This is a genomic window from Cronobacter muytjensii ATCC 51329 (assembly GCF_001277195.1).
Lineage (GTDB): Bacteria > Pseudomonadota > Gammaproteobacteria > Enterobacterales > Enterobacteriaceae > Cronobacter > Cronobacter muytjensii.
In genome coordinates, this window is sequence record NZ_CP012268.1 from 2,426,405 (window position 1) to 2,447,304 (window position 20,900).

Consider the following 20,900-nt stretch of genomic DNA (forward strand, 5'->3'; position numbering starts at 1 on the left):
TGGTTCAGCATCGCCGCAGAGTTTTCCTGTGAGAGAAAATACAGTGATAAAGAAAAGCTGCCATGTCATGGTCAAGCCGGTGGGCGCGGCCTGTAATCTAAACTGTGATTACTGCTTTTACCTCGAAAAAGCGCAGATTTATCCGGGTCGCCAACAAAAATGTATGGATGACGCGACCCTTGAATTATTCGTTGAACAACATATTAAAGCGCAGCAGACCGACGAGGTCATATTCGCCTGGCAAGGCGGTGAGCCAACCCTTGCCGGTCTCGATTTCTATCAGCGCGCCGTTGCTTTACAGGAAAAATATTCCTGCGGAAAACGGATAATCAATACGCTGCAAACCAACGGGCTGTTACTCAATGACGCATGGTGCCGCTTTTTAAGCAAACATCATTTTTTAATCGGTCTTTCCATTGATGGCGATGCAGAGCTGCACGATGCATGGCGTAAAACCCGCTCCGGGAAACCGACGCACGACCGCGTGGAAAACGCGGTTCGTCTGCTTATAAAGCACCATATTGAATTCAATACCCTGACGGTCGTGAACAATATTAACGTTCACCATCCGCTGCGCGTGTATGACTACCTTCGGAGCATCGGCAGTCGCGATATGCAGTTTATTCCTCTGCTGGAGCGTCATGCTTTGGCAGGCGAAAACCGCGTTCTGGTGTCCCCTGACGATCAGGCAGACGCCGCTATTGCGCCCTGGTCAGTGCCCGGTGATGCCTTCGGTGTCTTTTTAAAAACGATTTTTTACACCTGGATACGGCGGGATATTGGCGACATCAGCATTCAGCTTTTTGATCAGGCGTTCGCCGCCTGGTGCGGCCTGCCTGCGCAAATTTGCGTTTTCGCAGAGCGCTGCGGCAGCGCACTGGCGATGGAAATGAACGGTGATGTGTATCAGTGCGACCATTATGTCTGGCCCCGCTATAAACTCGGCAATATCCACTCCACCCCGCTTGCCGCACTCCGCGACGGCGATGCAAACCAGGCTTTTTCACGCGCGAAAGCACATGCTATGGCGGCTGAATGCCACCGTTGCCCTTACCGGTTTGCCTGTTACGGCGGCTGCCCGAAACACCGCATTCTGCCCTCTGCGGAGGGCAAGCTAAACCGCAACTGGTTTTGTGAGGGGTATCAGGCGTTTTTCAGTTACATCAACCCTTATATGCTGATGTTGAAAACGCTGTCACAAAGCGGACGCTCCCCGGCGGAGATAAAATGGCTGATCGCCTGAAAGGCTCGATAATGCAGGCTGCCGCGCTTTTTCGGACCAGCAATGTGAACGCCTGTAAGACGTTTGGCTGCAAGAATTTTGGTGTTCTGGGCAGCCCTTCTTATTTGCAGCGCGGCGAAAACATCCTTTGCCAGGCGTGTGGTTTTCCCTTTCCGGTGATTAGCGCAGCCGCGCTGAATGCATTTAAGGCTGAGGTAAACAGAAACTATCAGGGCGTGATCCGGGCCTGTCCACGCTGCGGGGGACGCAACAGCCTGATCCGTAACGGCTATGCCGAAAATGGACGACAGCGCCTGCTTTGTACAGGCTGTCGCTCTACATTTGTCTGGTATGAGAAGGCGCACGTGGCCCCTCACCTTTTACCACTCGCGCAATTGATTCGTACAGGCGGGCGGCTGTATGACTTTCGCGCAGCCAGTGGGATCAGCAATAAAACCTTCGGGCGTGCGCTTCATCAACTGGCTTTTGCCGCCCGTATTGCGTCTGCCTCAGTTCACGTCTGCTCCCTGAATCCGGTTTTCGCGACCGCCACCTTTACGCTGGGCTTTAATCACTCCGCTAACCGCCTTTACGTCGTGGTAACCGCCGAGAAAGCGAGCCATCAGGTTATCGCGCTGACAACCAACTATGCGCCGCCCGGCGCTGCAATCCCGGAAAATTACCGTTATCGCGCTGATAAAGAAGAACACATCGATAACGAAAATCTTATCGCCAGGATCTTCGCGAAAGACAGGCAGATAAGGCGGCGCGATCTTCTTTTCGATACCCGTTATGGGGCTGCGCGCTTAAAAGTTAACGATGCCGGCACTGTGGTTAAGCCGGTACTTGCTGCTTACCGCCATTTTGAAGTCGTTAAATCGCTGACCGACAACGCCGCGTTGTATACCCGCCATTATCTTGAGCATGAATGTTTCCTTTATGGGGGTTGCCTGATGGCAAACCGGGAGGAGATCCTGAGTGGTCATTGCCATATCGCTTTTGTTCACGAAGCAGGAAAACGCGTGCCGCAGCAGCCGTATCGCTCTGAAGTGATTGCGTCCGATATTATCTGGAACGACATCTGGCGCACGTTTTCTCAACCCGACTACCAAATGGCCGTATGCAGCCTGACCGGCGCGCAGCGTCTCAGTGAGTTACGCGACGCCACGCTCCAGCCTGCGCGGCGTTTTATCGATTTTGTGTATCGCCACCCTTTTTACCCGCAGCTGGTACGCCTTTCGCCGGCGAACGTCAGCGCGGCGCTGGAATGTCTGGTAGCGGAATACAACCAGGGCCGAGAGTAGCGCCGCTTCGGGATCAATTCGCTTTTAAGCCGTCACTGCGTCGTTTAGCGGCGTCTTACGCGCTGAACAGACAAAAAACCTTAACCAGTGCGCGACGGGTGTCTTTCTCTGCTGCGTCTTACCCTGCACAGACATACCGCACGTTACGGCGCGGTGTTGTCAGGCGTATCAGGCGTGAGCAACACGTACCGGTAAAGCAGTTGACTGAGACGGCTTTCAGTCTCAACGCGCAGCGCCTCGGGAACAGCGCCTTGCTGACGCTGCGCCGCCATCCGACGCAGCAGCTCCTCGGCAGGCGGCATCGCGTCAAACGCCTGACGAATGTTAAACACCATGGTTTTAAGCTCGCTGCCTGTCAGGTATTTGCCGCGCCGCTCATCCAGCGCGTTGAGCCGCGCGGCGAGCTGATCGAGCTGCGTCATGCCCTGATGCCAGCCATCCAGATGTTGTAAAGGCAGCGCGGCCGCGCTCATCTGCTGACGCCACCGACGCGCAAGCGCCTGCGCCTGCGGGTTTTGCGGCCAGAGCGCGTCCGCCTGGCGCACCAGTTCACCACCGTAGCGAATATTGCGATCCGGCGGCAGACGCGCAAGCCAGTCCAGACGCTGGCGCGTGGGCGCGAAAACGGTCTGCGGAGCGAGCCTGCGCCCGCGCTCAGGCGTCAGTACGGCGCCGGTCGCCACTTTCGGCCATGCATCCAGCGACGCCGCAACCTGCGCCGCCAGCGGGTCGGGACGCTGATACGCCTGCCAGCCGAGCAGCCCCCCGCCGCCTGCCACCAGCATGGTCAGCATGCCGGCAAGGAAAGGTTTCAGGCGAGTTTTATCGATAGCGCGGCGCGGCATTTCCGGCGATGCCGCCAGGCTTGCGGCGACATAAACACGGCGCGCATCGTCAGAAGACTCATCACACGGCGGCGTTGCGACATCCGCCGCCCGCGCGTCGCCCTCGCCTGTTTCGCTCTCCAGCCGCGCTGCGGCCTGCTGAAACTGCGCCCGCAGCGCGTCCATCTGGCTCACATGCTTAAGCTCAAGGCGCGCCAGCACTGCAATCATTGACGAGAGATACTGCTCCGCCTGATAAAGCGCGCCGAGATCGGCATAGCGCAGCGACAAGGTGCGCAGCGTCTGCTGCACGCGCTGGCTGAAACTGCTTAAGATCTCCATACGCGCATGTACTGGCTGCGGCCACAGGTTGCCCCACTGGTGCGCGATAAGCGCCGCCAGAATCGCCAGCCCTTCGTTGAGGCCAGGCAAGCCCAGCAGGCGCAGGCGGGCCTGCGTATACCAGACGGCGGTTTGCAGTTCGACGCCGTTGCGCTCAAAGAGGGAGAGCGATAACTGTTCGACCCGTCGCCAGTCCACATCGGGGCGCGCCGGGTGCGTGAGTTTGCTGAGCTCTTCGCGCAGCGCGGCGTAGTCCGGCAGCAGACGCGGATCGCCGCCGGTTTTGAGATGTCGTTCAGAAGGGGTGTTCATGATATCCCTGTCGGAAAAGCCGCTCAGAGGGCGGCCCGGTTATCCATTAATTGCTGTTGTTTAAGATGGCGGATAAGTACCCGCCCTTCGGGCATAAATTCCGTGCCGTAGCGCACCAGCCCGACGCCTTTCAGCTCGGCGTCGATGGCGTAGCGCAGCTCGCCTGGTGTGGTTTGCGCCAGCAGCGCGATGTTGAGGCGCTTGAGGCGTGGCTCATATTTCAGCAGCACGGCACAGAGTGTGCTGATAAGTTCATGCGCCGTGCCGGGCATTCCCTGGAGGATTTTGGTCATATCCGGCAGGCCGTAGTCCGGCAGATGCTTCAGGCTACCGGCGCGGGTATTGAGGATACGCTGCATATTGTCGAGCACCGACAGGATGACCTGGTTTTCCTCGCTGACGTCATGCAGCGCCAGCCCACCTGCGAAATTACCGTAGAGGATTTCATAAAGCGAGGGCGTGTGATGGCTTTCGGGCATGTTTTTTTTCCCTGAACAGGCTTAACTACACAAAACAGCGGCGCGCGCCGGGTCAATGGCGATAAGCGTCGCGAGCAGCTGTTCCATATCCGCATGCAGGCGCGCTTTATCCGTATCGCTGCGCCCGGCCTTCATGCGCAGCAGCCGCAGCCGCCGGGCGCTCACCTCGAACAGCAGCGCAGGCTCCCATTGCGGCAACGTCATGGCCGAGGCCGCTGTTTGCAGTTCAGCCAGCAGATGCAGCGCCAGTTCATTTTTGCCGTATTGCTCGGCAAGACGCGCCATCAGCAGACGCAGCAGCCAGCGCTGACGCGTTGAAGTCAACGATGGCCGGCTCTGTAACCAGCCCAGCGCGGCGTCAACGCCTTCGCTGTCAGCGAGCGCAATGGCTTCCGGCTCCAGTTGTAGCACCTCGTCGTCGCCCGCGCCGCATGTGTCGGCAGCAGGCATCTCATGTTGACCGGGCGACGCCTCCCGTACCTGCTGCGTGATCCAGTGCTGCGTCACCTCATCGGCGAACGGCGTGCCATCATTAAACGCCAGCGTCTCAAGACCCGGCAGGCGGTTCAGCAGGCCATTCAGATCGGCGCGAATAATCCCCGCCAGCGTCTCCTGACCGGATTTCAGCACCGCTTCGTGGGTATACCACTGCACATCAAGCCACAGATGATTAGCGCCGCGTGAAAACAGGCTGTCTGCCTGCTCCAGCAGCTCGGGCCAGCTCTGCTGGAGCCAGAGGCGTTTTAGCAGCGCGCTGGTCGGCCTTTGGCGGCTCAATGCGGGTGCGCCCGTCGTCTGACAGCGGCGGCAATTGGTGGAGTGTGTCGTGACGCAGGCATTTCATCAGCCGGTGCGCGGCAAGCCAGCCGTCGGGCTGATTGCGCAAATAGTCGGCAAGCAGGCGGCCCTGATCCAGCAGATCGCGCCCTGAGGCGATCGCGCTGATGGCCGGCGCGGCATGGGTGGCAAGGGCGTCGCTGGTGGTTTGGGGCACAACGGCATCAACGCCGCCCGCTTTCATCAGCCGGGCCTCCAGCGCGCCATAGAGCGCGGCAAGTTGCGGGCGCGCCGCCGCCTCGTCGTGCGCCAGCGCCTGGTCAATCAGGAGCAGCGCGCCTGCGGTACGTCTGGCATCTTCACGGGTGACTTCGGGCCAGACAGAAAGACTGTCGAGCACGCGTGAACCCGCGAGCCACTCAAGCGACGCCTGACGACGTCGCGCACGCTGCGGATGAAGCGTTGCGCCGAAACGCTGTAGCAGCGCGGCTATCAACTCCAGCCCTTCGGCAAAGCCCGCCTCGCCGTCGCGGTGCAGCCGCGCCCAGGCATAATAAGTGGCGACGCGGAGATCTTTCGCGGCAGTCATCAGGACTTTTTCCGCAAGCGCGCCGACCCGCGTGGTATCCGCGCCGGAGAGTTTATTGACTTCTTCGCGGATCTGCTGGAAATCGTCGTTGTAACCCGGATCGTCGCCGGTGGGATTATGGTCGAAAATAGGTTGCAGCCATTTTTCCCACAGCGCGAGGCGCTGCTGCGCCTGCGGCGCCAGTTCCTCCGCGCTCGCCTGACAACTTTCTATAACCGTTTGCAGCGATGCCATTGTTTCTCTCCCTGAAACCCGCCGGTGATAGCTCTGCCCCGCCGCCGCGCGGCGGAATAGTTCACTGAGCAGCAGATGCTACGCGCGGACGAGGCGCTGACAAGCGCAAGGCGTCAGGCAGATGTAACAGACTATACGGACAGCGCGCGCGTTAGCGCGCGCACACGTTGTCTTTGCGCGACACAGGAATTGTCTTTGGTAACAAACTTGCAGGAAGACGTTAAGAAACGCCTGACAGGAAACGCCAGAAAGCGCGGAAAGAAACTCTCCAAATGAAAAAGGGGACGCCTTTCGGCATCCCCTTAAATTGGTTGGCGGAAGCGCAGAGATTCGAACTCTGGAACCCTTTCGGGTCGCCGGTTTTCAAGACCGGTGCCTTCAACCGCTCGGCCACACTTCCGCAATGACGCGAACTATAAACATCCCCCTGCGCCGTGTAAAGCCCGAATGTGTTCGATTGCCTTAAAAACAGCCAAAAGCGCGCTAATCGACTGAAATATCGGCACAACGATCACATTTGCAGCATTTTTACCGACCCTTACGGCGCTCGCCCGGGGTTAATGTTTTTTGATGTACATATCTTTGGTGTAATAAAAGCCCAGGTTACTGGAGTAAAAACCGCCAACCCAGGGCTTCACCATGTGGGTGCGAACATAGTGGTAAACCGGAATCGCGGGCACGTCGTCAGCCAGAATGGTTTCCGCCTGCTGATAAAACGTCCCACGCGCGGTGACATCAGCCGCTTTCGCCGCATTCGCGAGCGCCTCGTCATAGGCTTTGTTGGTGTAGCGTGAGGTGTTCTGGCTGTCACCGGTGCGGTAGTTGTTCAGAAATGTCGAGGCATCGTCATAATCGGCGTTCCACGCGTAGCGCACCACGTCGAAGTTACCGGTGTGTTTGTTATCAAGCATGGTTTTCCACTCCTGGTTCTGGAGTTTTACCACCACGCCGAGATTTTTTTGCCACATGGAACTCGCCGCAATGGCGATGCGCTGGTGCGATTCCATCGTGTTATAAAGCAAGTTAAACGTGAGCGGATGCTGTGCGTTGAAGCCCGCCGCCTCCAGCAGTTTTTTCGCCTCGCTGATACGTTTTTCCAGCGGCCAGCTGGCATATTCCGGCGGAGTGATGCTTACACCGCCAATCTCCGGCTGGCTGACCACCCACGCCGGTCGCTGCCCCTGCCCCAGCACTTTCGCTGCGATGATATTTTTATCGAGCGCCATGTTGAGCGCACGGCGCACGCGCGGATCGTTAAACGGTGCTTTGCTGGTATTGAATTCGTAATAATAGGTGCCAAGCAGTGGCGAGACGTCCACCTGCTCCGGCATCGTTTTTTTCAGCTGCGCGAACTGATTGAGTGGCACGGTGCTGGTGATGTCAATTTCACCCGCTTTGTAGCGGTTCAGATCTGCGGTTTCAGCGGCGATCGGCAAGTAAGTGACCTTATTAATCACCGTCTCTTTATCATTCCAGTAGCGTTTATTACGCTCGGCTACAATCTTTTCATTGACCACCCAGTCAATGACTTTATACGCGCCGCTACAAACAAAATGCTCCGGACGCGCCCATTTATCGCCGAAACGCTCAACGGCGGTTTTATCGATGGGTACCAGCGACGGGTGCGCCAGCATCGACAGGAACGCCGCGGTGGGCTGCGTGAGGGTGACCTGGATTGTGTTGTCATCCAGCGCTTTGACTCCCAGCGTGTCCGCCGGTTTCTTGCCATTCGCTATCTCAGCGGCATTTTCAATATTCATGTTGCCGGGAAAGCTGGCGTAAGGCGAGACGGTTTTCGGGTCAACCAGACGACGCCAGCTCCAGACCACATCTTCCGCCGTAATGGGCTCGCCGTCGGACCAGGTCACGCCTTTGCGCAGATGAAACGTCCAGACGGTGTTGTCTTTGTTTTCCCAGCTTTGCGCAAGCCGCGGCTCAATGGAGCCATCCTTACGCACTGCCACCAGCCCTTCGAAAACATCGCTGATGATATTGAATTCGACATCGCTTTCTACTTTATGCGGGTCGAGCGAGGCAGGTTCGCTGCCATTGTTGCGCACCAGTTCCTGTTTTGCAGCAAGCTCAACGCCTGCCGGCACCTGCGCCGCATACGCCGTCGCGCATGCGCCCGAAATGACGGCAGCGATGAGAGAAAAAGACAGAGCTTTCTGTTTCACGTTCATTTTCCACGCCTTGTGTGTTGTTGTGATATGTCGTTAACACAGATAGACGCGCGCCGGCTTTCGCGCAACGGTTTTACGTCATATATAAGAGGGGGATCTGAAAGCACGCCGGAGCCGACCGTTTTTTATGATATAAATGCGTTTTCTGAGTCCTTGTTTTTAGAGAAATAAAGCAGCGTAAAGATGGGTAAAAGCCCTTTTCCCGTTGCGTGCAACCTTCTATGCTCGGAAACTAAATACCTGTAATGAGAGACTACTCATGGATCGCTTAATTACCTCTGCGCGCGACAGACAGTCGCTGCTTAGCACCCATAAGGTTCTGCGTAACACCTATTTTATGCTGAGCCTGACGCTGGCGTTTTCCGCGATCACCGCGACCGCCAGCACCGTACTGGCACTGCCTTCGCCGGGCCTGATCCTGACGCTGGTGGGCATGTACGGTCTGATGTTCCTGACCTACCGTCTGGCCAATAAGCCAAGCGGTATCATCGCGGCGTTCGCCTTCACCGGCTTCCTGGGCTATATCCTGGGGCCGATGCTTAATGCGTATCTTTCTGCCGGGATGGGCGATCTTATCGCGCTGTCTCTCGGCGGCACCGCGCTGGTGTTCTTCTGCTGCTCCGCCTATGTGCTCACCACCCGCAAGGATATGTCCTTCCTGGGCGGTATGTTGATGGCGGGTGTGGTCGTCGTGCTGATCGGCATGGTTGCGAACATCTTCTTACAGCTGCCTGCGCTGCACCTGGCGATCAGCGCCGTGTTTATTCTGCTCTCTTCAGGCGCCATCCTGTTTGAAACCAGCAATATCATTCACGGCGGCGAAACCAACTATATTCGCGCGACCGTCAGCCTGTATGTTTCGCTCTACAACATCTTTGTGAGCCTTTTGAGCATTCTGGGCTTCGCGAGCCGCGACTAACGGTTAGCCAACGCTGCGCTTAAGCCCCGCCCCGTGCGGGGCTTTGTTTTTTCTGGCGCCAGGAATTTGCTACACTGCGCGCAATCAGTAACAGGGCAAGAATCGGTATGTTGACGTTTGATGGTAAAGAGTTTGAAACCGACGCTGAAGGCTATCTGAAAGTCTTCGACGCCTGGAGCGAAGGGCTGGCGGAGGTTATCGCCGAAAAAGAAGGCATTACGCTAACGCCGGAGCACTGGGAAGTGGTGCGCTTTGTACGCGATTTTTATATCGAATTTAATACATCGCCCGCTATCCGCATGCTGGTCAAAGCAATGGCGACGAAATTCGGCGAAGAGAAAGGCAACAGCCGCTATCTCTATCGCCTGTTCCCGAAAGGCCCGGCGAAGCAGGCCACTAAAATCGCCGGCCTGCCGAAACCCGTGAAGTGCATTTAATAGCGAATGCGAAATTCCCGGTAATCTTCAGCGGGCGAATGCGGCTCCGTCAGGACCTTCTCCACATGGGCGCTACGCGGCCCGCCCGCTTTTAGCCAGGCGATAAGCTTCTCCACCTGCCCGGCCTCGCCGCAGGCCAGCACTTCCACGCTGCCGTCGTCAAGATTACGTGCGTAGCCGGTCAGGCCCAGTCGCGTCGCCTCGTGCTGGGTAGTGTAGCGAAACCCGACGCCCTGTACCCGGCCGTGTACCCAGGCCATCGTGCATTGTTGAGTCATAGCGGTTCTCCTTTGCGGTAGCGTTGCATTTCCCGGCTGAAGTCGGGAGAATGGCGCCCATTTTCTTTGATTCACAGAATAGCAAATTATGAGCGTACGTTTAGTGTTAGCCAAAGGGCGCGAGAAGTCTCTCCTGCGCCGCCATCCCTGGGTCTTTTCCGGCGCCGTCGCGCGTATGGAAGGTAAAGCCGCGCCAGGTGAAACCATCGACATCGTCGACCATCAGGGAAAATGGTTAGCACGCGCCGCCCTCTCCCCGGCCTCGCAGATCCGCGCGCGCGTCTGGACGTTTGATGCGAATGAAACCATCGACATCGCCTTTTTCACCCGTCGCCTGGCTCAGGCGCAGCAGTGGCGCGACTGGCTGGCGCAAAAAGACGGGCTCGACAGCTATCGCCTTATCGCCGGTGAATCGGACGGCCTGCCGGGCGTGACGATTGACCGTTTCGGCAATTTCCTCGTGCTGCAACTGCTCTCCGCCGGTGCGGAATATCAGCGCCCGGCGCTGGTATCGGCGTTGCAGTCGCTCTACCCAGAATGCTCGATTTACGATCGCTCGGACGTCGCGGTACGTAAAAAAGAAGGCATGGAGCTTGCGCAGGGCCCGATCAGCGGCGAGGTGCCGCCGGATCTGCTGGCGATTGAAGAGCACGGCATGAAGCTGCTGGTGGATATTAAAGGCGGTCATAAAACCGGTTATTACCTTGACCAGCGCGACAGCCGTTTCGCGACGCGCCGCTATGTCGACGACAAGCGCGTGCTGAACTGCTTCTCTTACACTGGCGGCTTTGCGGTCTCTGCGCTGATGGGCGGCTGTCGCCAGGTGATAAGCGTTGATACCTCGCAGGAGGCGCTGGATGTGGCGAAACAGAACGTGGAGCTTAACCAGCTCGACCTGAGCAAAGCCGAATTCGTGCGCGATGACGTATTCAAGCTGCTGCGTAAATACCGCGATCAGGGCGAGAAGTTCGACGTTATCGTGATGGACCCGCCAAAATTCGTAGAGAACAAAAGCCAGCTTCATGGCGCATGCCGCGGCTATAAAGACATTAATATGCTCGCAATTCAGCTTCTTAACCCTGGCGGCATTCTGCTCACGTTCTCCTGCTCCGGGCTGATGACCACCGATTTATTCCAGAAAATCGTCGCCGACGCCGCAACAGATGCCGGACGTGATGTACAATTTATAGAGCAGTTCCGTCAGGCCGCCGATCACCCTGTGATCGCCAGCTACCCGGAAGGTCTTTATCTGAAAGGGTTTGCCTGTCGCGTCATGTAACTTGAAAAGGAATACACTGCCCTTATATACAGGGTATGAACGTTTCCCGGGAGGTGACAATGATTGCCAGCAAATTCGGTATCGGCCAGCAGGTTCGTCATTCTCTGTTAGGGTATTTGGGTGTCGTGGTGGATATCGACCCTGAATATTCGCTTGATGAACCTGAAGTCGATGAACTGGCGGTAAACGCCGAGCTGCGCGCCGCGCCGTGGTATCACGTCGTGATGGAAGACGACGACGGCCAGCCCGTGCATACTTATCTTGCTGAAGCCCAGCTAAGCGGCGAAATGCAGGAGGAGCATCCGGAGCAACCCTCTATGGATGAACTGGCGCGTTCGATTCGCCAGCAGCTCCAGGCGCCCCGCCTGCGTAACTAAAAAAACCCGGCCACGCCGGGTTTTTTATTACTGAAACAGGCCTAGCCGCGGTATTTCTATCGCCGGGCAGCGATCCATCACCACGTTAAGCCCCGCGTCACGCGCCAGCACCGCCGCCTGCTCGTTAATCACGCCAAGTTGTAGCCAGAGCGTTTTCGCGCCTATCGCAATGGCCTCCTGCGCCACGCCCCACGCGGCTTCGGAATTACGGAACACGTCCACCATATCAACTTTTTCCGGCACGTCGGCGAGCGTGGCGTATCCTTGCTGGCCAAGCAAGGTTTTCCCCGCTACTTTCGGCGACACGGGAATGACGTGATACCCTTTCTCCAGCAGATACGCCATCACGCGATAACTCGGACGGTCGGGCTTGTCGCTGGCGCCCACCAGCGCGATAGTTTTGGTGTTTTGCAAAATCTCTGCGATATCAGCTTCTTTCATTTTCTCTCCCCTCAAAACGTTCCAGTAAAGTGTATGTCAAAGGCGGCGCGCTCACCACGCAACGCCGCGTCTGAGCGCAACCGATGCGACGGGGCGCAGTTTTTTACCGGCTTCGCTTGCAGCATCCATCACTTACAGTAATCTGTAGCCAGTTATTTAATCTGGAAAATGATATGGAACTGACAACCCGAACCCTGCCCGCCCAAAAGAAAATCGCGCTGGTGGCGCATGACCACTGCAAATCGATGCTGATGAACTGGGTGGAGCGCCATAAAGCGCTGCTGGCGCATCATTCACTGTACGCAACTGGCACTACCGGCAATCTGGTGCAGCGCGCGACCGGCCTTGAGGTTAACGCGATGCTGAGCGGCCCGATGGGCGGCGATCAGCAGGTGGGCGCGATGATCGCCGAAGGGAAAATCGACGTATTGATCTTTTTCTGGGATCCGCTGAACGCCGTGCCGCACGATCCGGACGTTAAAGCGCTGCTGCGTCTCGCCACCGTCTGGAATATCCCGGTAGCGACGAACCTGTCGACGGCAGATTTTATTATCCAGTCGCCGACCTTTAGCGACACGCTGGATGTGCTGATCCCTGACTATCCGCGTTATCTCGCAGAACGCCTGAAATAATCAGGGTTTGCGGGCCGTCGGCACGCCAAGACGCGTCAGCGCGTCAACAAACACCGACGGCGCCGCGTTGTCATACAGCAGCCAGACACGATGCCGCGCGCGGGTTAGCGCCACATACAGCAGGCGGCGCTCTTCGGCATGAGGGAAGTCTTCCGTGGCAGGCAGCAGCGCCTGTTCCATAACCGATTCTCGGGCAGGCGCCGGAAACCCATCCCGCCCCTCGTTCAGACCGACAATAATGACGTAATCCGCCTGCTGCCCTTTGCTGGCGTGAATCGTCATAAACTCCAGCGAGAGTTTTGGCCAGCGCGTCGCGGCCATCTCCAGCGCCGCCGGGCGCAGATGATGATAGCGAGCCAGCACCAGTACGCGCTCGTCGGGGCGCACATAGCCGCTCATTTTATCCAGCAGCGCTTCCAGTTGCTCCTGCGCCAGCAGCGTGACGGCTTTGCTGTCGCCCGCACGCAGACTGTTAAGGGGTTTTTCCCGCTGATGCGGGTTTTGCTGGACAAAGCGGTTAGCAATGTCGCCGATGCGCCCGTTAAAACGGTACGTGGTGTCGAGCGCGCACTGGTCGCCCTCGCCAAAATGCGCGTCAAATGCGGTAGTCAGGGAGAGTTGCGCCCCGCTGAAGCGGTAAATCGCCTGCCAGTCGTCGCCCACGGCAAACAGGCTGGTGGCTGAATTCTGACGGCGCAGTGCCGCCAGCAACGCTGCCCGCTGCGGTGAAATATCCTGGAATTCGTCCACCAAAATATGCTTCCACGGGCTGACAAAACGGCCTTTCTCCAGCACGCTGATCGCCTGATGGATAAGCCCCGAAAAATCGACCGCCTCCTCGGCTTTCAGCGCCGCTTTCCAGGCTTTCAATAACGGCGCCATCAGCTTGACGCGCTTCTGGAAGAGCACACGAACATCATCTGGCGCGGCGGCTATCATCTCTGCTTGCGAGCCGCCATGCATGCGCATCAGCCCAAGCCAGCGGTCGAGACGACTGGCGAGCCGTTTGCAAAGCGCCTCGTCCTCCCAGAAATCGCCGTCGTCGATGTCCCACTCCAGCTCGTCACGCAGCCACTCCCGCCAGCCCTTCGCCTGCGCTTTTTTCTCGCGGCACTGTTCGCGCCAGGCGTTCAGCAGAAGGTCGTGGCGCGCTACCGTGTCGTTTTCAAGCTCGCTCACGCGCGGCGTTTTACGCCCGCCCTGGCCGATGATATGCAGCGCCAGCGCATGAAAGGTACGCGCGACGATCGCATCGGTGTTAAGACGCGCCTGAAGCCGCTCCTCCATCTCTCTGGCGGCCTGACGCCCGAACGCCAGCAGCAGAATTTGTTCAGCTGTCGCCTCGCCGCGCTCGATAAGCCAACCCGCGCGCGCCACCAGTACGGAGGTTTTGCCGCTCCCCGCGCCTGCCAGCACCAGCAGCGAGCTTTCGCCGTTTACCACCGCCCGCGCCTGGGACGGGTTAAGCGGCGAGCTTTCAATATGCGCGAAAAAATCGGCGTAACGCGTCAGCATGGCGTCGGTAAAGGCCTGGTTATGCGCGAGACGCTTCGCCTCGCTGTCTCCAAGCCAGGCCTGGCATTCCCGCCAGGCGTCGCGGCAGTTATCGAACGACTCAAGGCGCGCTGTCGGCACCGGCAGCGCCTGTAACGCACGGCGCAGCGCCTGACATAACGCCTGGCTCTCTTCACGCTTTAGCCATTTCTCATGCGTTGCGCCGCTGCGGATTTTCTCCTGCCAGGCGTTGAGCACGCCCGCCGCTACCTCGCTCATCTCAAGACTCCACTGCTGCCAGAGCGCTGTCAGGTGATGATAAAAGCGCTGGGTTTCCACCCATTCCGTGCCGTGCAGGCGCACCACTTTATTATCCGCCAGCGTGAATTCCAGCTCGCCCCAGACCAGGCCGCGGCGGCACTGGATATCCAGCAACTGATTAAATGGGATCAGATATTCGTGCTTATCGCCAGAGACTTTTACCCCGGCGGTGAGGATTTCCGCACGATCGTAGGGGTGTTGCGCCAGACGTTTACCCAGAGAGGTTGCTTTCAGTTCCATGAGGCTGCCATTGAATGGTGTCAGAGCGCTAAGTTTACCCGCCTGCGATATCACGCTCCAGACCCAAAACGCGTTACAATTGTTGTGGTTATGATCCCGGCGCTTTGCCGACGCTTCTGAGGTTTTATGCGTACTGTTTTAAATATTCTGAATTTTGTGCTGGGCGGTTTCGCCACGACCCTCTCCTGGCTGCTGGCGACGCTTGTCAGCATCGTTCTGGTTATCACCCTGCCGCTGACACGCTCCTGCTGGGAAATTACAAAACTGTCGCTGCTGCCCTATGGGAATGAAGCGGTACATGTGGACGAGCTTGATCCGGCGGGGAAAAATGCGCTGCTCAATACCGGCGGCACGCTGCTGAATCTCTTCTGGCTGCTGTTTTTCGGCTGGTGGCTGTGCCTGATGCATATCGCCGCTGGTATCGCGCAGTGCCTGACTATTATTGGGATCCCGGTCGGTATTGCGAATTTTAAAATCGCCGCGATTGCGCTCTGGCCAGTAGGCCGCCGCGTCGTTTCCGTGGAGACGGCCAGGGCCGCGCGCGACGCGAACGCCCGCCGCCGTTTCCAGTAAACCAGGGCCGCTCATGATGCTCAACCCTCTGCTTCACCGCCACGCCTGGAACAGCGCGTGGCTCACCAACGTGCGTATCTTTATTGCGCTGTGCGGCACCGCGGCGCTGCCCTGGTGGCTTGGCGAGGCGAAGCTGACGATTCCGCTGACGCTTGGCGTGGTCGCCGCCGCGCTGACCGACCTCGACGATCGCCTGACGGGCCGACTGCGAAACCTGCTGATTACGCTTATCAGTTTTTTTATCGCCTCGGCCTCGGTGGAGTTGCTGTTCCCGTGGCCGTGGCTGTTCGCCGCCGGGCTGACGGTTTCGACCATTGGCTTTATTCTGCTGGGCGGGCTTGGGCAGCGCTATGCGACTATCGCCTTCGGCGCGCTGCTGATAGCTATCTATACCATGCTTGGGGTATCGCTTTATGAGCACTGGTACCAGCAGCCGCTGCTGCTGCTCGCAGGCGCGGTCTGGTACAACCTGCTGACGCTCGCCGGGCATTTGCTCTTCCCGGTGCGGCCGTTGCAGGAAAATCTGGCCCGCTGCTATGAACAGCTGGCGCATTATCTGGAAATTAAATCGCGGCTGTTCGATCCGGATATCGAAGATGAAAGTCAGGTGCCGATGCTGGAGCTGGCGATGGCCAACAGCCAGCTGGTTGCCACGCTGAATCAGACCAAAGCCTCGCTGTTGACCCGCTTGCGCGGTGACCGCGGCCAGCGCAGCACGCGCCGCACGCTGCACTATTATTTTGTCGCGCAGGATATCCACGAGCGCGCAAGCTCCTCGCATATTCATTACCAGACACTGCGTGACACCTTTCGCTACAGCGATGTGATGTTCCGCTTCCAGCGTTTGCTCTCCATGCAGTCACAGGCGTGTCAGCAACTGGCGCGTTCCGTGCTGCTGCGCAAGCCCTACCAGCACGATCCGCGTTTCGAGCGCGCATTTACGCATCTGGAGGCCGCGCTCGATCGCACCGCGGCGGCGGGCGGGTCGGCCACACAGCTCAAAGCCGTGCAGTTTCTGGTCGCCAACCTTAAAGCCATTGACGCGCAGCTTGCCACTATTGAATCGGAGCAGCCCTTTACCCAACCTGCCGCCAGTGACAGTGAACACCGTCTGGCGGATGACAGCCTGAACGGCTTCAGCGATATCTGGTTTCGCCTGAGCCGTAACGTTACGCCGCAGTCGGCGCTGTTTCGCCACGCGGTGCGGATGTCCGTCGTACTGTGCGTCGGTTACGCTTTTATCCAGTTGACCGGCCTTAATCACGGCTACTGGATTTTGCTCACCAGCCTGTTTGTCTGTCAGCCGAACTACAACGCCACGCGCCATCGCCTGACACTGCGTATTATCGGCACGCTGGCGGGCGTCGCGGTCGGCATTCCCGTGCTCTATTTTGTACCTTCACTGGAAGGGCAACTGGTGCTGATCGTGATTACCGGCGTGCTGTTTTTTGTTTTCCGCACCGTGCAATACGCCCACGCCACGCTCTTTATCACGCTACTGGTACTTCTGTGCTTTAATCTGCTGGGCGAGGGCTTTGAAGTGGCGTTGCCGCGCGTGGTGGATACGATAATCGGCTGCGCCATCGCCTGGTTTGCGGTGAGCTTTATCTGGCCCGACTGGCGGTTCCGTCGGCTGCCAGCGGTGCTTGAGCGCGCGCTAAACGCCAACTGTCGTTATCTCGACGCGATCCTTGAACAGTATCATCAAGGGCGCGACAACCGGCTCGCCTATCGTATCGCCCGTCGCGATGCGCATAACAGCGATGCGGAGCTGGCGTCGGTGGTGTCGAATATGTCGAGCGAGCCCAGAGTCAGTGCGCAGATGCGCGATATCGCTTTCCGGTTTTTGTGTCTTAACCACACGCTTACCAGCTATATCTCCGCGCTTGGCGCGCACAGGGAAAAGCTAACGCGTCAGGAGATCCTCTCCCTGCTCGACGATGCTGTCTGTTACGTTGATGATGCGCTTCATCACCAGCCTGCTGACGACGCGCGGGTGAAGCAATCGCTGGCGGAACTGGCGCAGCGCATTGGGCAAATTGAGCCGCGCCAGGAGAGTAAAGAACCGCTGGTGCTACAGCAGATAGGACTGCTTATCTCTCCGCTGCCGGAAATCAGCCGCCTGCAGCGTCAACTGGCTCAGGAATGATTCTGTACTGAGAATTGCATAAACCATTCCAGCAGCTCTTCGCGGATTTGGGTGGGTAACGCCGCTTCATGGGTGCCGGTAATGGCGCCCTGAAGCGCGTACAACACATGCAGGCTGAGGTTTTTGCGAGCCTTGCGTAACTTCAGCCAGCACTCCTTCGCGCCAAAGGCGCATAACGTTTCCACATCCCGGATCCCGGCTTCCCAGAGCGACATTTCAAGCTGAACGTTAAGGTTTGGCAGATCTTTGACGCGCCGCTCGCGGGCACGCTCGGTTTTCTCTGCCTGCGCGCAGGCCAGCGCGATGCGCGCGTGCTCACGCAGCGCTGATGGCGAGCGCCAGAGTGTCTCATCCGCCAGATAATAGTTGAGGCTAATATGACGACCGCGCCGGGTACATACCAGCATCGGCGGATTATGCGCTTGTTGATAATCGCGGCTCTGATCGCTGGCACGCAGATACAAGCGCCCTTCCACCAGCATGGCGAATACGGCGTCGTTAATGGCGAGGCTGTAGCCGCCAAAGAGCGAACGATGAGTAACATTTCCCAGCGATGAAAGCGTATTTTGTACCCGAACCAGAGTGTCAGACGAAGCTTTATCCATGATTATTCCTTTTATATCAATAAGTAACGGATAAAAATCCCATTAGCTTTTCCTTTAACAGGAACATATGAAAGTTGCGCCCGGTGAGCAATCCGAATTTCATTTTCCAACGTCATAAGATGCAAAATTTGCGAGATGCTTTCCGAAATTTAGATTGATCTTTGGTCTCGCCAGCAGTACTGTATATGCATACAGTAACTAGTGAGGCTGGACCTTTATGTACTTTTCTCATCAAAATCGCGCGCATGGCTCCCGTCGTCTGGCAAAAGAAACGGCAGGCGCGTTAGCTCAGGCTGAAACCAAGGGATTGATAAGTGAAGTGATGTACAACGAAGATCAGCCGTGGATGACGCAACTGGTGTTGCTGCCCCTGTTGCAGCAGCTCGGTCAGCAGTCCCGCTGGCAGCTGTGGCTCACGCCGCAACAGCGTCTGAGCCGTGAATGGGTCGAATCCGCCGGTTTACCGCTGACGAAAGTAATGCAGGTGAGTCAGATGAACCCACAAGTCACTATCGACTCAATGATTCGTGCGATGGAAACGGGTAATTACAGCGTCGTGATCGCCTGGCTGCATGATGACTTAACGGATGACGAGCATCGCCGTCTGACGGAAGCGGCAGAGAAAGGAAACGCAATGGGGTTTTTAATGCGCCCTGTCCAACCCTCTCTGACCGGTGACCGACCACGTTCGGGCTTAAGAATTCACTCAAGAATGGTGCATTAATTGTTTTTAGGATAAATCCTGGTACAGATTTGTTCTCGCGCTCTGCGTTAGAGTGATTGTGGCGAATGAACGGCCAGACGGGCGATTTCGTCCGGTTTCACACTTTACGAGTGTTTAAAATTGCCGCAAAAATGTTAAATTTTGCTTTCGCAAGTTGTTTTTTTTCATATGCCTGACGGACTTCACACTTGTAAGTTTCCAACTACGTTGTAGACTTTACCTCGCCAGGGTGCTCATCAATAAACCGACAATATCGGTAGAGTAACCATTGAGCTATAACCCCGGTGAAGGATTTAACCGTGAACTTTTCCTCCCGGAAAAGCGCATGGCCTTTTTGGATGATAACGAGGCGCAAAAAATGAAAAAGACAGCTATCGCGATTGCAGTGGCACTGGCTGGCTTCGCTACCGTAGCGCAGGCCGCACCGAAAGATAACACCTGGTATGCAGGCGGCAAACTGGGCTGGTCCCAGTTCCACGATACCGGTTTTATTCCTAACGACGGTCCGACTCACGAAAGCCAGCTGGGCGCAGGCGCGTTCGGTGGTTACCAGGTTAACCCGTACGTTGGCTTCGAAATGGGCTACGACTGGCTGGGCCGCATGCCGTATAAAGGCGACACTGTAAACGGCGCTTTCAAAGCTCAGGGCGTACAGCTGACCGCTAAACTGGGTTACCCGGTAACCGACGATCTGGACGTTTACACCCGTCTGGGCGGCATGGTATGGCGTGCTGATTCCTCTTCTAACATCGCTGGCGACGACCACGACACCGGCGTTTCTCCTGTATTCGCAGGCGGCGTTGAGTGGGCAATGACTCGCGACATCGCTACCCGTCTGGAATACCAGTGGGTTAACAACATCGGCGACGCACAGACTGTTGGCGCGCGTCCGGACAACGGCATGCTGAGCGTAGGTGTTTCCTACCGTTTCGGTCAGCAGGAAGATGCAGCTCCGGTTGTAGCTCCGGCTCCGGCTCCGGCTCCGGAAGTACAGACCAAGCACTTCACCCTGAAGTCTGACGTTCTGTTCAACTTCAACAAAGCTACCCTGAAACCGGAAGGCCAGCAGGCGCTGGATCAGCTGTACTCTCAGCTGAGCAACCTGGATCCGAAAGACGGTTCTGTAGTGGTTCTGGGCTTCACCGACCGTATCGGTTCTGACGCTTACAACCAGGGTCTGTCTGAGAAACGTGCTCAGTCTGTTGTTGACTACCTGATCTCCAAAGGTATCCCGTCCAACAAGATCTCCGCACGTGGTATGGGCGAATCCAACCCGGTCACTGGCAACACCTGTGACAACGTGAAAGCTCGTGCAGCTCTGATCGACTGCCTGGGTCCGGATCGTCGCGTAGAGATCGAAGTTAAAGGCGTTAAAGACGTTGTAACTCAGCCGCAGGCTTAAGTTATACGTTAAGAAAAACCCCGCCCAGGCGGGGTTTTTTGTTTCTGGCGTTCATGTTTCTGCCGGAATAAGTTCAGAGACTGGCTTTGCGCCTGTCATCAACGTCTGTTGTGTTTTCGGAAGGGTTTATCATCACCGCAGGCATCACATTTTGCCCTGCAATCGCTGCGCTATGCTCCGGGCAAGCGTGTCAGCCTGACGTTTTGCGGCGCCTCGCCCGCGTTACTCTTTCTTACCCAGCAGTGCCTGCAAATCCTGTTTCAGCGTCGACATATGATTTTCATACTTCTCTTTACGCTCGGCATCTTCAATCAGCTGCACGATGGTTTCTGAAAGCGTAATCCCGCGACGCTGCGCAAGCCCGGCCAGTCGCTGCCAGACCATAAACTCCAGATCGATAGACTTTTTACGGGTATGCTGATGCTCGGCATTAAAATGCCGCTTACGACGGGCGCGAATCGTCTGTTTAAGGCGGTTTTGCAGCGCCGGGTTCATATGCTTCTCGATCCAGCCCAGCACTCTTACCGGTTCGTTTTCCATACCCAGCAAGAGATCCACCGCCTCTTTCGCTGCGCTGGCTTCGACATAGCGGGTTATCAGCTCGCCTTCGCGATGCTTTTTAACCAGATATTTCCACTTCCAGCCGCTTTCGAGGTTTTCGAGTTGTTGGTATTTCATTGCGATCTCAGGATGACCGTGTAACTCATTTCAGGATAACAGTTTTTTTTCGTTTCGCTGAGGGGAAATAACCGTCTGTGACGCG

Annotated in this window: 19 protein-coding genes, 1 tRNA gene and 2 pseudogenes; 12 read left to right on the forward strand and 10 right to left on the reverse strand. The window is 57.1% G+C overall.

Translation table 11 applies throughout. The features are described from left to right. Nucleotides 1-67: 67 nt before the first annotated feature. The 3 genes and pseudogenes from AFK63_RS11315 to AFK63_RS11320 all read left to right on the forward strand — a co-directional run bounded on the left by AFK63_RS11315 (nt 68) and on the right by AFK63_RS11320 (nt 2,526). A complete protein-coding gene (locus AFK63_RS11315) occupies nt 68-1,243 on the forward strand; it encodes an anaerobic sulfatase maturase (protein WP_038863712.1) in 1,176 nt (391 codons plus the stop codon). 11 nt (nt 1,244-1,254) lie between these two features. Further along, a pseudogene (locus AFK63_RS21845) lies at nt 1,255-1,524 on the forward strand (IS1/IS1595 family N-terminal zinc-binding domain-containing protein); the annotation flags it as partial. 63 nt (nt 1,525-1,587) lie between these two features. Then, nucleotides 1,588-2,526 (forward strand): cytoplasmic protein, encoded by a 939-nt coding sequence (locus AFK63_RS11320; RefSeq protein WP_236613107.1) that lies wholly within the window; start codon nt 1,588-1,590, stop codon nt 2,524-2,526. A 143-nt stretch (nt 2,527-2,669) separates the two neighbouring features. Here AFK63_RS11320 and AFK63_RS11325 read toward each other — a convergent pair whose 3' ends face one another. From AFK63_RS11325 to AFK63_RS11345, 5 genes and pseudogenes are all read right to left on the reverse strand, one after another. Next, nucleotides 2,670-4,004: a VasL domain-containing protein gene (locus AFK63_RS11325; protein ID WP_053531574.1), complete on the reverse strand. Its 1,335-nt coding sequence runs from the start codon at nt 4,002-4,004 to the stop codon at nt 2,670-2,672. Between the two features lie 23 nt (nt 4,005-4,027). Continuing rightward, nucleotides 4,028-4,483 (reverse strand): type VI secretion system baseplate subunit TssE, encoded by a 456-nt coding sequence (gene tssE / locus AFK63_RS11330; RefSeq protein WP_038863744.1) that lies wholly within the window; start codon nt 4,481-4,483, stop codon nt 4,028-4,030. A 21-nt stretch (nt 4,484-4,504) separates the two neighbouring features. Further along, nucleotides 4,505-6,083 (reverse strand): annotated as a pseudogene (gene tssA / locus AFK63_RS11335) (type VI secretion system protein TssA). A gap of 312 nt (nt 6,084-6,395) precedes the next feature. Further along, nucleotides 6,396-6,483: transfer RNA gene (locus tag AFK63_RS11340), tRNA-Ser, on the reverse strand. Between the two features lie 157 nt (nt 6,484-6,640). Next, a complete protein-coding gene (locus AFK63_RS11345) occupies nt 6,641-8,266 on the reverse strand; it encodes an ABC transporter substrate-binding protein (RefSeq protein ID WP_038863746.1) in 1,626 nt (541 codons plus the stop codon). 259 nt (nt 8,267-8,525) lie between these two features. On the opposite strand from AFK63_RS11345, the gene yccA reads away from it, so the two are divergent. Beyond that, entirely contained in the window at nt 8,526-9,185 is a 660-nt protein-coding gene (gene yccA / locus AFK63_RS11350; protein ID WP_007664775.1) for an FtsH protease modulator YccA, read from the forward strand. Between the two features lie 107 nt (nt 9,186-9,292). Beyond that, nucleotides 9,293-9,622 carry a sulfurtransferase TusE gene (tusE, locus tag AFK63_RS11355; RefSeq protein ID WP_038863747.1) on the forward strand — a complete coding sequence of 110 codons (330 nt, stop codon included), beginning with the start codon at nt 9,293-9,295 and terminating at the stop codon, nt 9,620-9,622. Here the strand turns inward: tusE and yccX are convergent. Further along, nucleotides 9,619-9,900, reverse strand: coding sequence for an acylphosphatase (gene yccX / locus AFK63_RS11360; protein WP_038863748.1), 282 nt, complete (start codon nt 9,898-9,900; stop codon nt 9,619-9,621). The two genes, tusE and yccX, sit on opposite strands and share 4 nt — an antisense overlap. Nucleotides 9,901-9,988: 88 nt before the next feature. Here yccX and rlmI point away from each other — a divergent pair, with 88 nt between their 5' ends. Together rlmI and hspQ are read left to right on the forward strand one after the other, a co-directional pair. After that, nucleotides 9,989-11,179, forward strand: coding sequence for a 23S rRNA (cytosine(1962)-C(5))-methyltransferase RlmI (gene rlmI / locus AFK63_RS11365; RefSeq protein ID WP_038863751.1), 1,191 nt, complete (start codon nt 9,989-9,991; stop codon nt 11,177-11,179). A 59-nt stretch (nt 11,180-11,238) separates the two neighbouring features. Beyond that, on the forward strand, nt 11,239-11,556 hold the full coding sequence (gene hspQ / locus AFK63_RS11370; RefSeq protein ID WP_004385415.1) for a heat shock protein HspQ: 318 nt from the start codon (nt 11,239-11,241) through the stop codon (nt 11,554-11,556). A 27-nt stretch (nt 11,557-11,583) separates the two neighbouring features. Here hspQ and AFK63_RS11375 read toward each other — a convergent pair whose 3' ends face one another. After that, entirely contained in the window at nt 11,584-11,997 is a 414-nt protein-coding gene (locus AFK63_RS11375; RefSeq protein WP_007717879.1) for a CoA-binding protein, read from the reverse strand. Nucleotides 11,998-12,170: 173 nt separating this feature from the next. Between AFK63_RS11375 and mgsA the strand changes: the two genes are divergently transcribed. Then, nucleotides 12,171-12,629 carry a methylglyoxal synthase gene (gene mgsA, locus AFK63_RS11380; protein ID WP_038863752.1) on the forward strand — a complete coding sequence of 153 codons (459 nt, stop codon included), beginning with the start codon at nt 12,171-12,173 and terminating at the stop codon, nt 12,627-12,629. Here the strand turns inward: mgsA and helD are convergent, their stop codons facing one another. Continuing rightward, nucleotides 12,630-14,684, reverse strand: a complete 2,055-nt coding sequence (gene helD / locus AFK63_RS11385) for a DNA helicase IV (protein WP_038863753.1) — start codon at nt 14,682-14,684, stop codon at nt 12,630-12,632. It abuts the gene before it with no gap. 126 nt (nt 14,685-14,810) lie between these two features. On the opposite strand from helD, the gene AFK63_RS11390 reads away from it, so the two are divergent. Continuing rightward, entirely contained in the window at nt 14,811-15,257 is a 447-nt protein-coding gene (locus AFK63_RS11390) for a YccF domain-containing protein (RefSeq protein ID WP_038863754.1), read from the forward strand. A 16-nt stretch (nt 15,258-15,273) separates the two neighbouring features. After that, nucleotides 15,274-17,406, forward strand: a complete 2,133-nt coding sequence (gene yccS, locus AFK63_RS11395) for a YccS family putative transporter (protein WP_144420922.1) — start codon at nt 15,274-15,276, stop codon at nt 17,404-17,406. On the opposite strand, the gene AFK63_RS11400 is transcribed toward yccS, so the two are convergent. Then, the gene (locus tag AFK63_RS11400; RefSeq protein ID WP_038863757.1) at nt 17,397-18,011 is read right to left on the reverse strand and encodes a TfoX/Sxy family DNA transformation protein; all 615 of its coding nucleotides are present in this window, start codon (nt 18,009-18,011) and stop codon (nt 17,397-17,399) included. The two genes, yccS and AFK63_RS11400, sit on opposite strands and share 10 nt — an antisense overlap. Before the next feature lie 217 nt (nt 18,012-18,228). Between AFK63_RS11400 and sulA the strand changes: the two genes are divergently transcribed. Together sulA and ompA are read left to right on the forward strand one after the other, a co-directional pair. After that, nucleotides 18,229-18,735 (forward strand): SOS-induced cell division inhibitor SulA, encoded by a 507-nt coding sequence (gene sulA, locus AFK63_RS11405; protein WP_038863758.1) that lies wholly within the window; start codon nt 18,229-18,231, stop codon nt 18,733-18,735. A 358-nt stretch (nt 18,736-19,093) separates the two neighbouring features. Further along, entirely contained in the window at nt 19,094-20,137 is a 1,044-nt protein-coding gene (gene ompA / locus AFK63_RS11410; protein WP_108695697.1) for a porin OmpA, read from the forward strand. 222 nt (nt 20,138-20,359) lie between these two features. On the opposite strand, the gene matP is transcribed toward ompA, so the two are convergent. Continuing rightward, entirely contained in the window at nt 20,360-20,815 is a 456-nt protein-coding gene (gene matP, locus AFK63_RS11415; RefSeq protein WP_007717899.1) for a macrodomain Ter protein MatP, read from the reverse strand. Nucleotides 20,816-20,900: the final 85 nt, after the last annotated feature.

Bases quoted from the DNA above. Each gene is read 5' to 3' on its own strand.
- yccS (WP_144420922.1), top strand. From the start codon at position 15,274: ATGCTCAACCCTCTGCTTCACCGCCACGCCTGGAACAGCGCGTGGCTC.
- AFK63_RS11390 (WP_038863754.1), top strand. From the start codon at position 14,811: ATGCGTACTGTTTTAAATATTCTGAATTTTGTGCTGGGCGGTTTCGCC.
- tusE (WP_038863747.1), top strand. From the start codon at position 9,293: ATGTTGACGTTTGATGGTAAAGAGTTTGAAACCGACGCTGAAGGCTAT.
- yccX (WP_038863748.1), bottom strand. From the start codon at position 9,900: ATGACTCAACAATGCACGATGGCCTGGGTACACGGCCGGGTACAGGGC.
- rlmI (WP_038863751.1), top strand. From the start codon at position 9,989: ATGAGCGTACGTTTAGTGTTAGCCAAAGGGCGCGAGAAGTCTCTCCTG.
- hspQ (WP_004385415.1), top strand. From the start codon at position 11,239: ATGATTGCCAGCAAATTCGGTATCGGCCAGCAGGTTCGTCATTCTCTG.
- helD (WP_038863753.1), bottom strand. From the start codon at position 14,684: ATGGAACTGAAAGCAACCTCTCTGGGTAAACGTCTGGCGCAACACCCC.
- sulA (WP_038863758.1), top strand. From the start codon at position 18,229: ATGTACTTTTCTCATCAAAATCGCGCGCATGGCTCCCGTCGTCTGGCA.
- AFK63_RS11400 (WP_038863757.1), bottom strand. From the start codon at position 18,011: ATGGATAAAGCTTCGTCTGACACTCTGGTTCGGGTACAAAATACGCTT.
- AFK63_RS11345 (WP_038863746.1), bottom strand. From the start codon at position 8,266: ATGAACGTGAAACAGAAAGCTCTGTCTTTTTCTCTCATCGCTGCCGTC.
- AFK63_RS11325 (WP_053531574.1), bottom strand. From the start codon at position 4,004: ATGAACACCCCTTCTGAACGACATCTCAAAACCGGCGGCGATCCGCGT.
- matP (WP_007717899.1), bottom strand. From the start codon at position 20,815: ATGAAATACCAACAACTCGAAAACCTCGAAAGCGGCTGGAAGTGGAAA.
- AFK63_RS11315 (WP_038863712.1), top strand. From the start codon at position 68: ATGGTCAAGCCGGTGGGCGCGGCCTGTAATCTAAACTGTGATTACTGC.
- AFK63_RS11375 (WP_007717879.1), bottom strand. From the start codon at position 11,997: ATGAAAGAAGCTGATATCGCAGAGATTTTGCAAAACACCAAAACTATC.
- mgsA (WP_038863752.1), top strand. From the start codon at position 12,171: ATGGAACTGACAACCCGAACCCTGCCCGCCCAAAAGAAAATCGCGCTG.
- yccA (WP_007664775.1), top strand. From the start codon at position 8,526: ATGGATCGCTTAATTACCTCTGCGCGCGACAGACAGTCGCTGCTTAGC.
- tssE (WP_038863744.1), bottom strand. From the start codon at position 4,483: ATGCCCGAAAGCCATCACACGCCCTCGCTTTATGAAATCCTCTACGGT.
- ompA (WP_108695697.1), top strand. From the start codon at position 19,094: ATGAAAAAGACAGCTATCGCGATTGCAGTGGCACTGGCTGGCTTCGCT.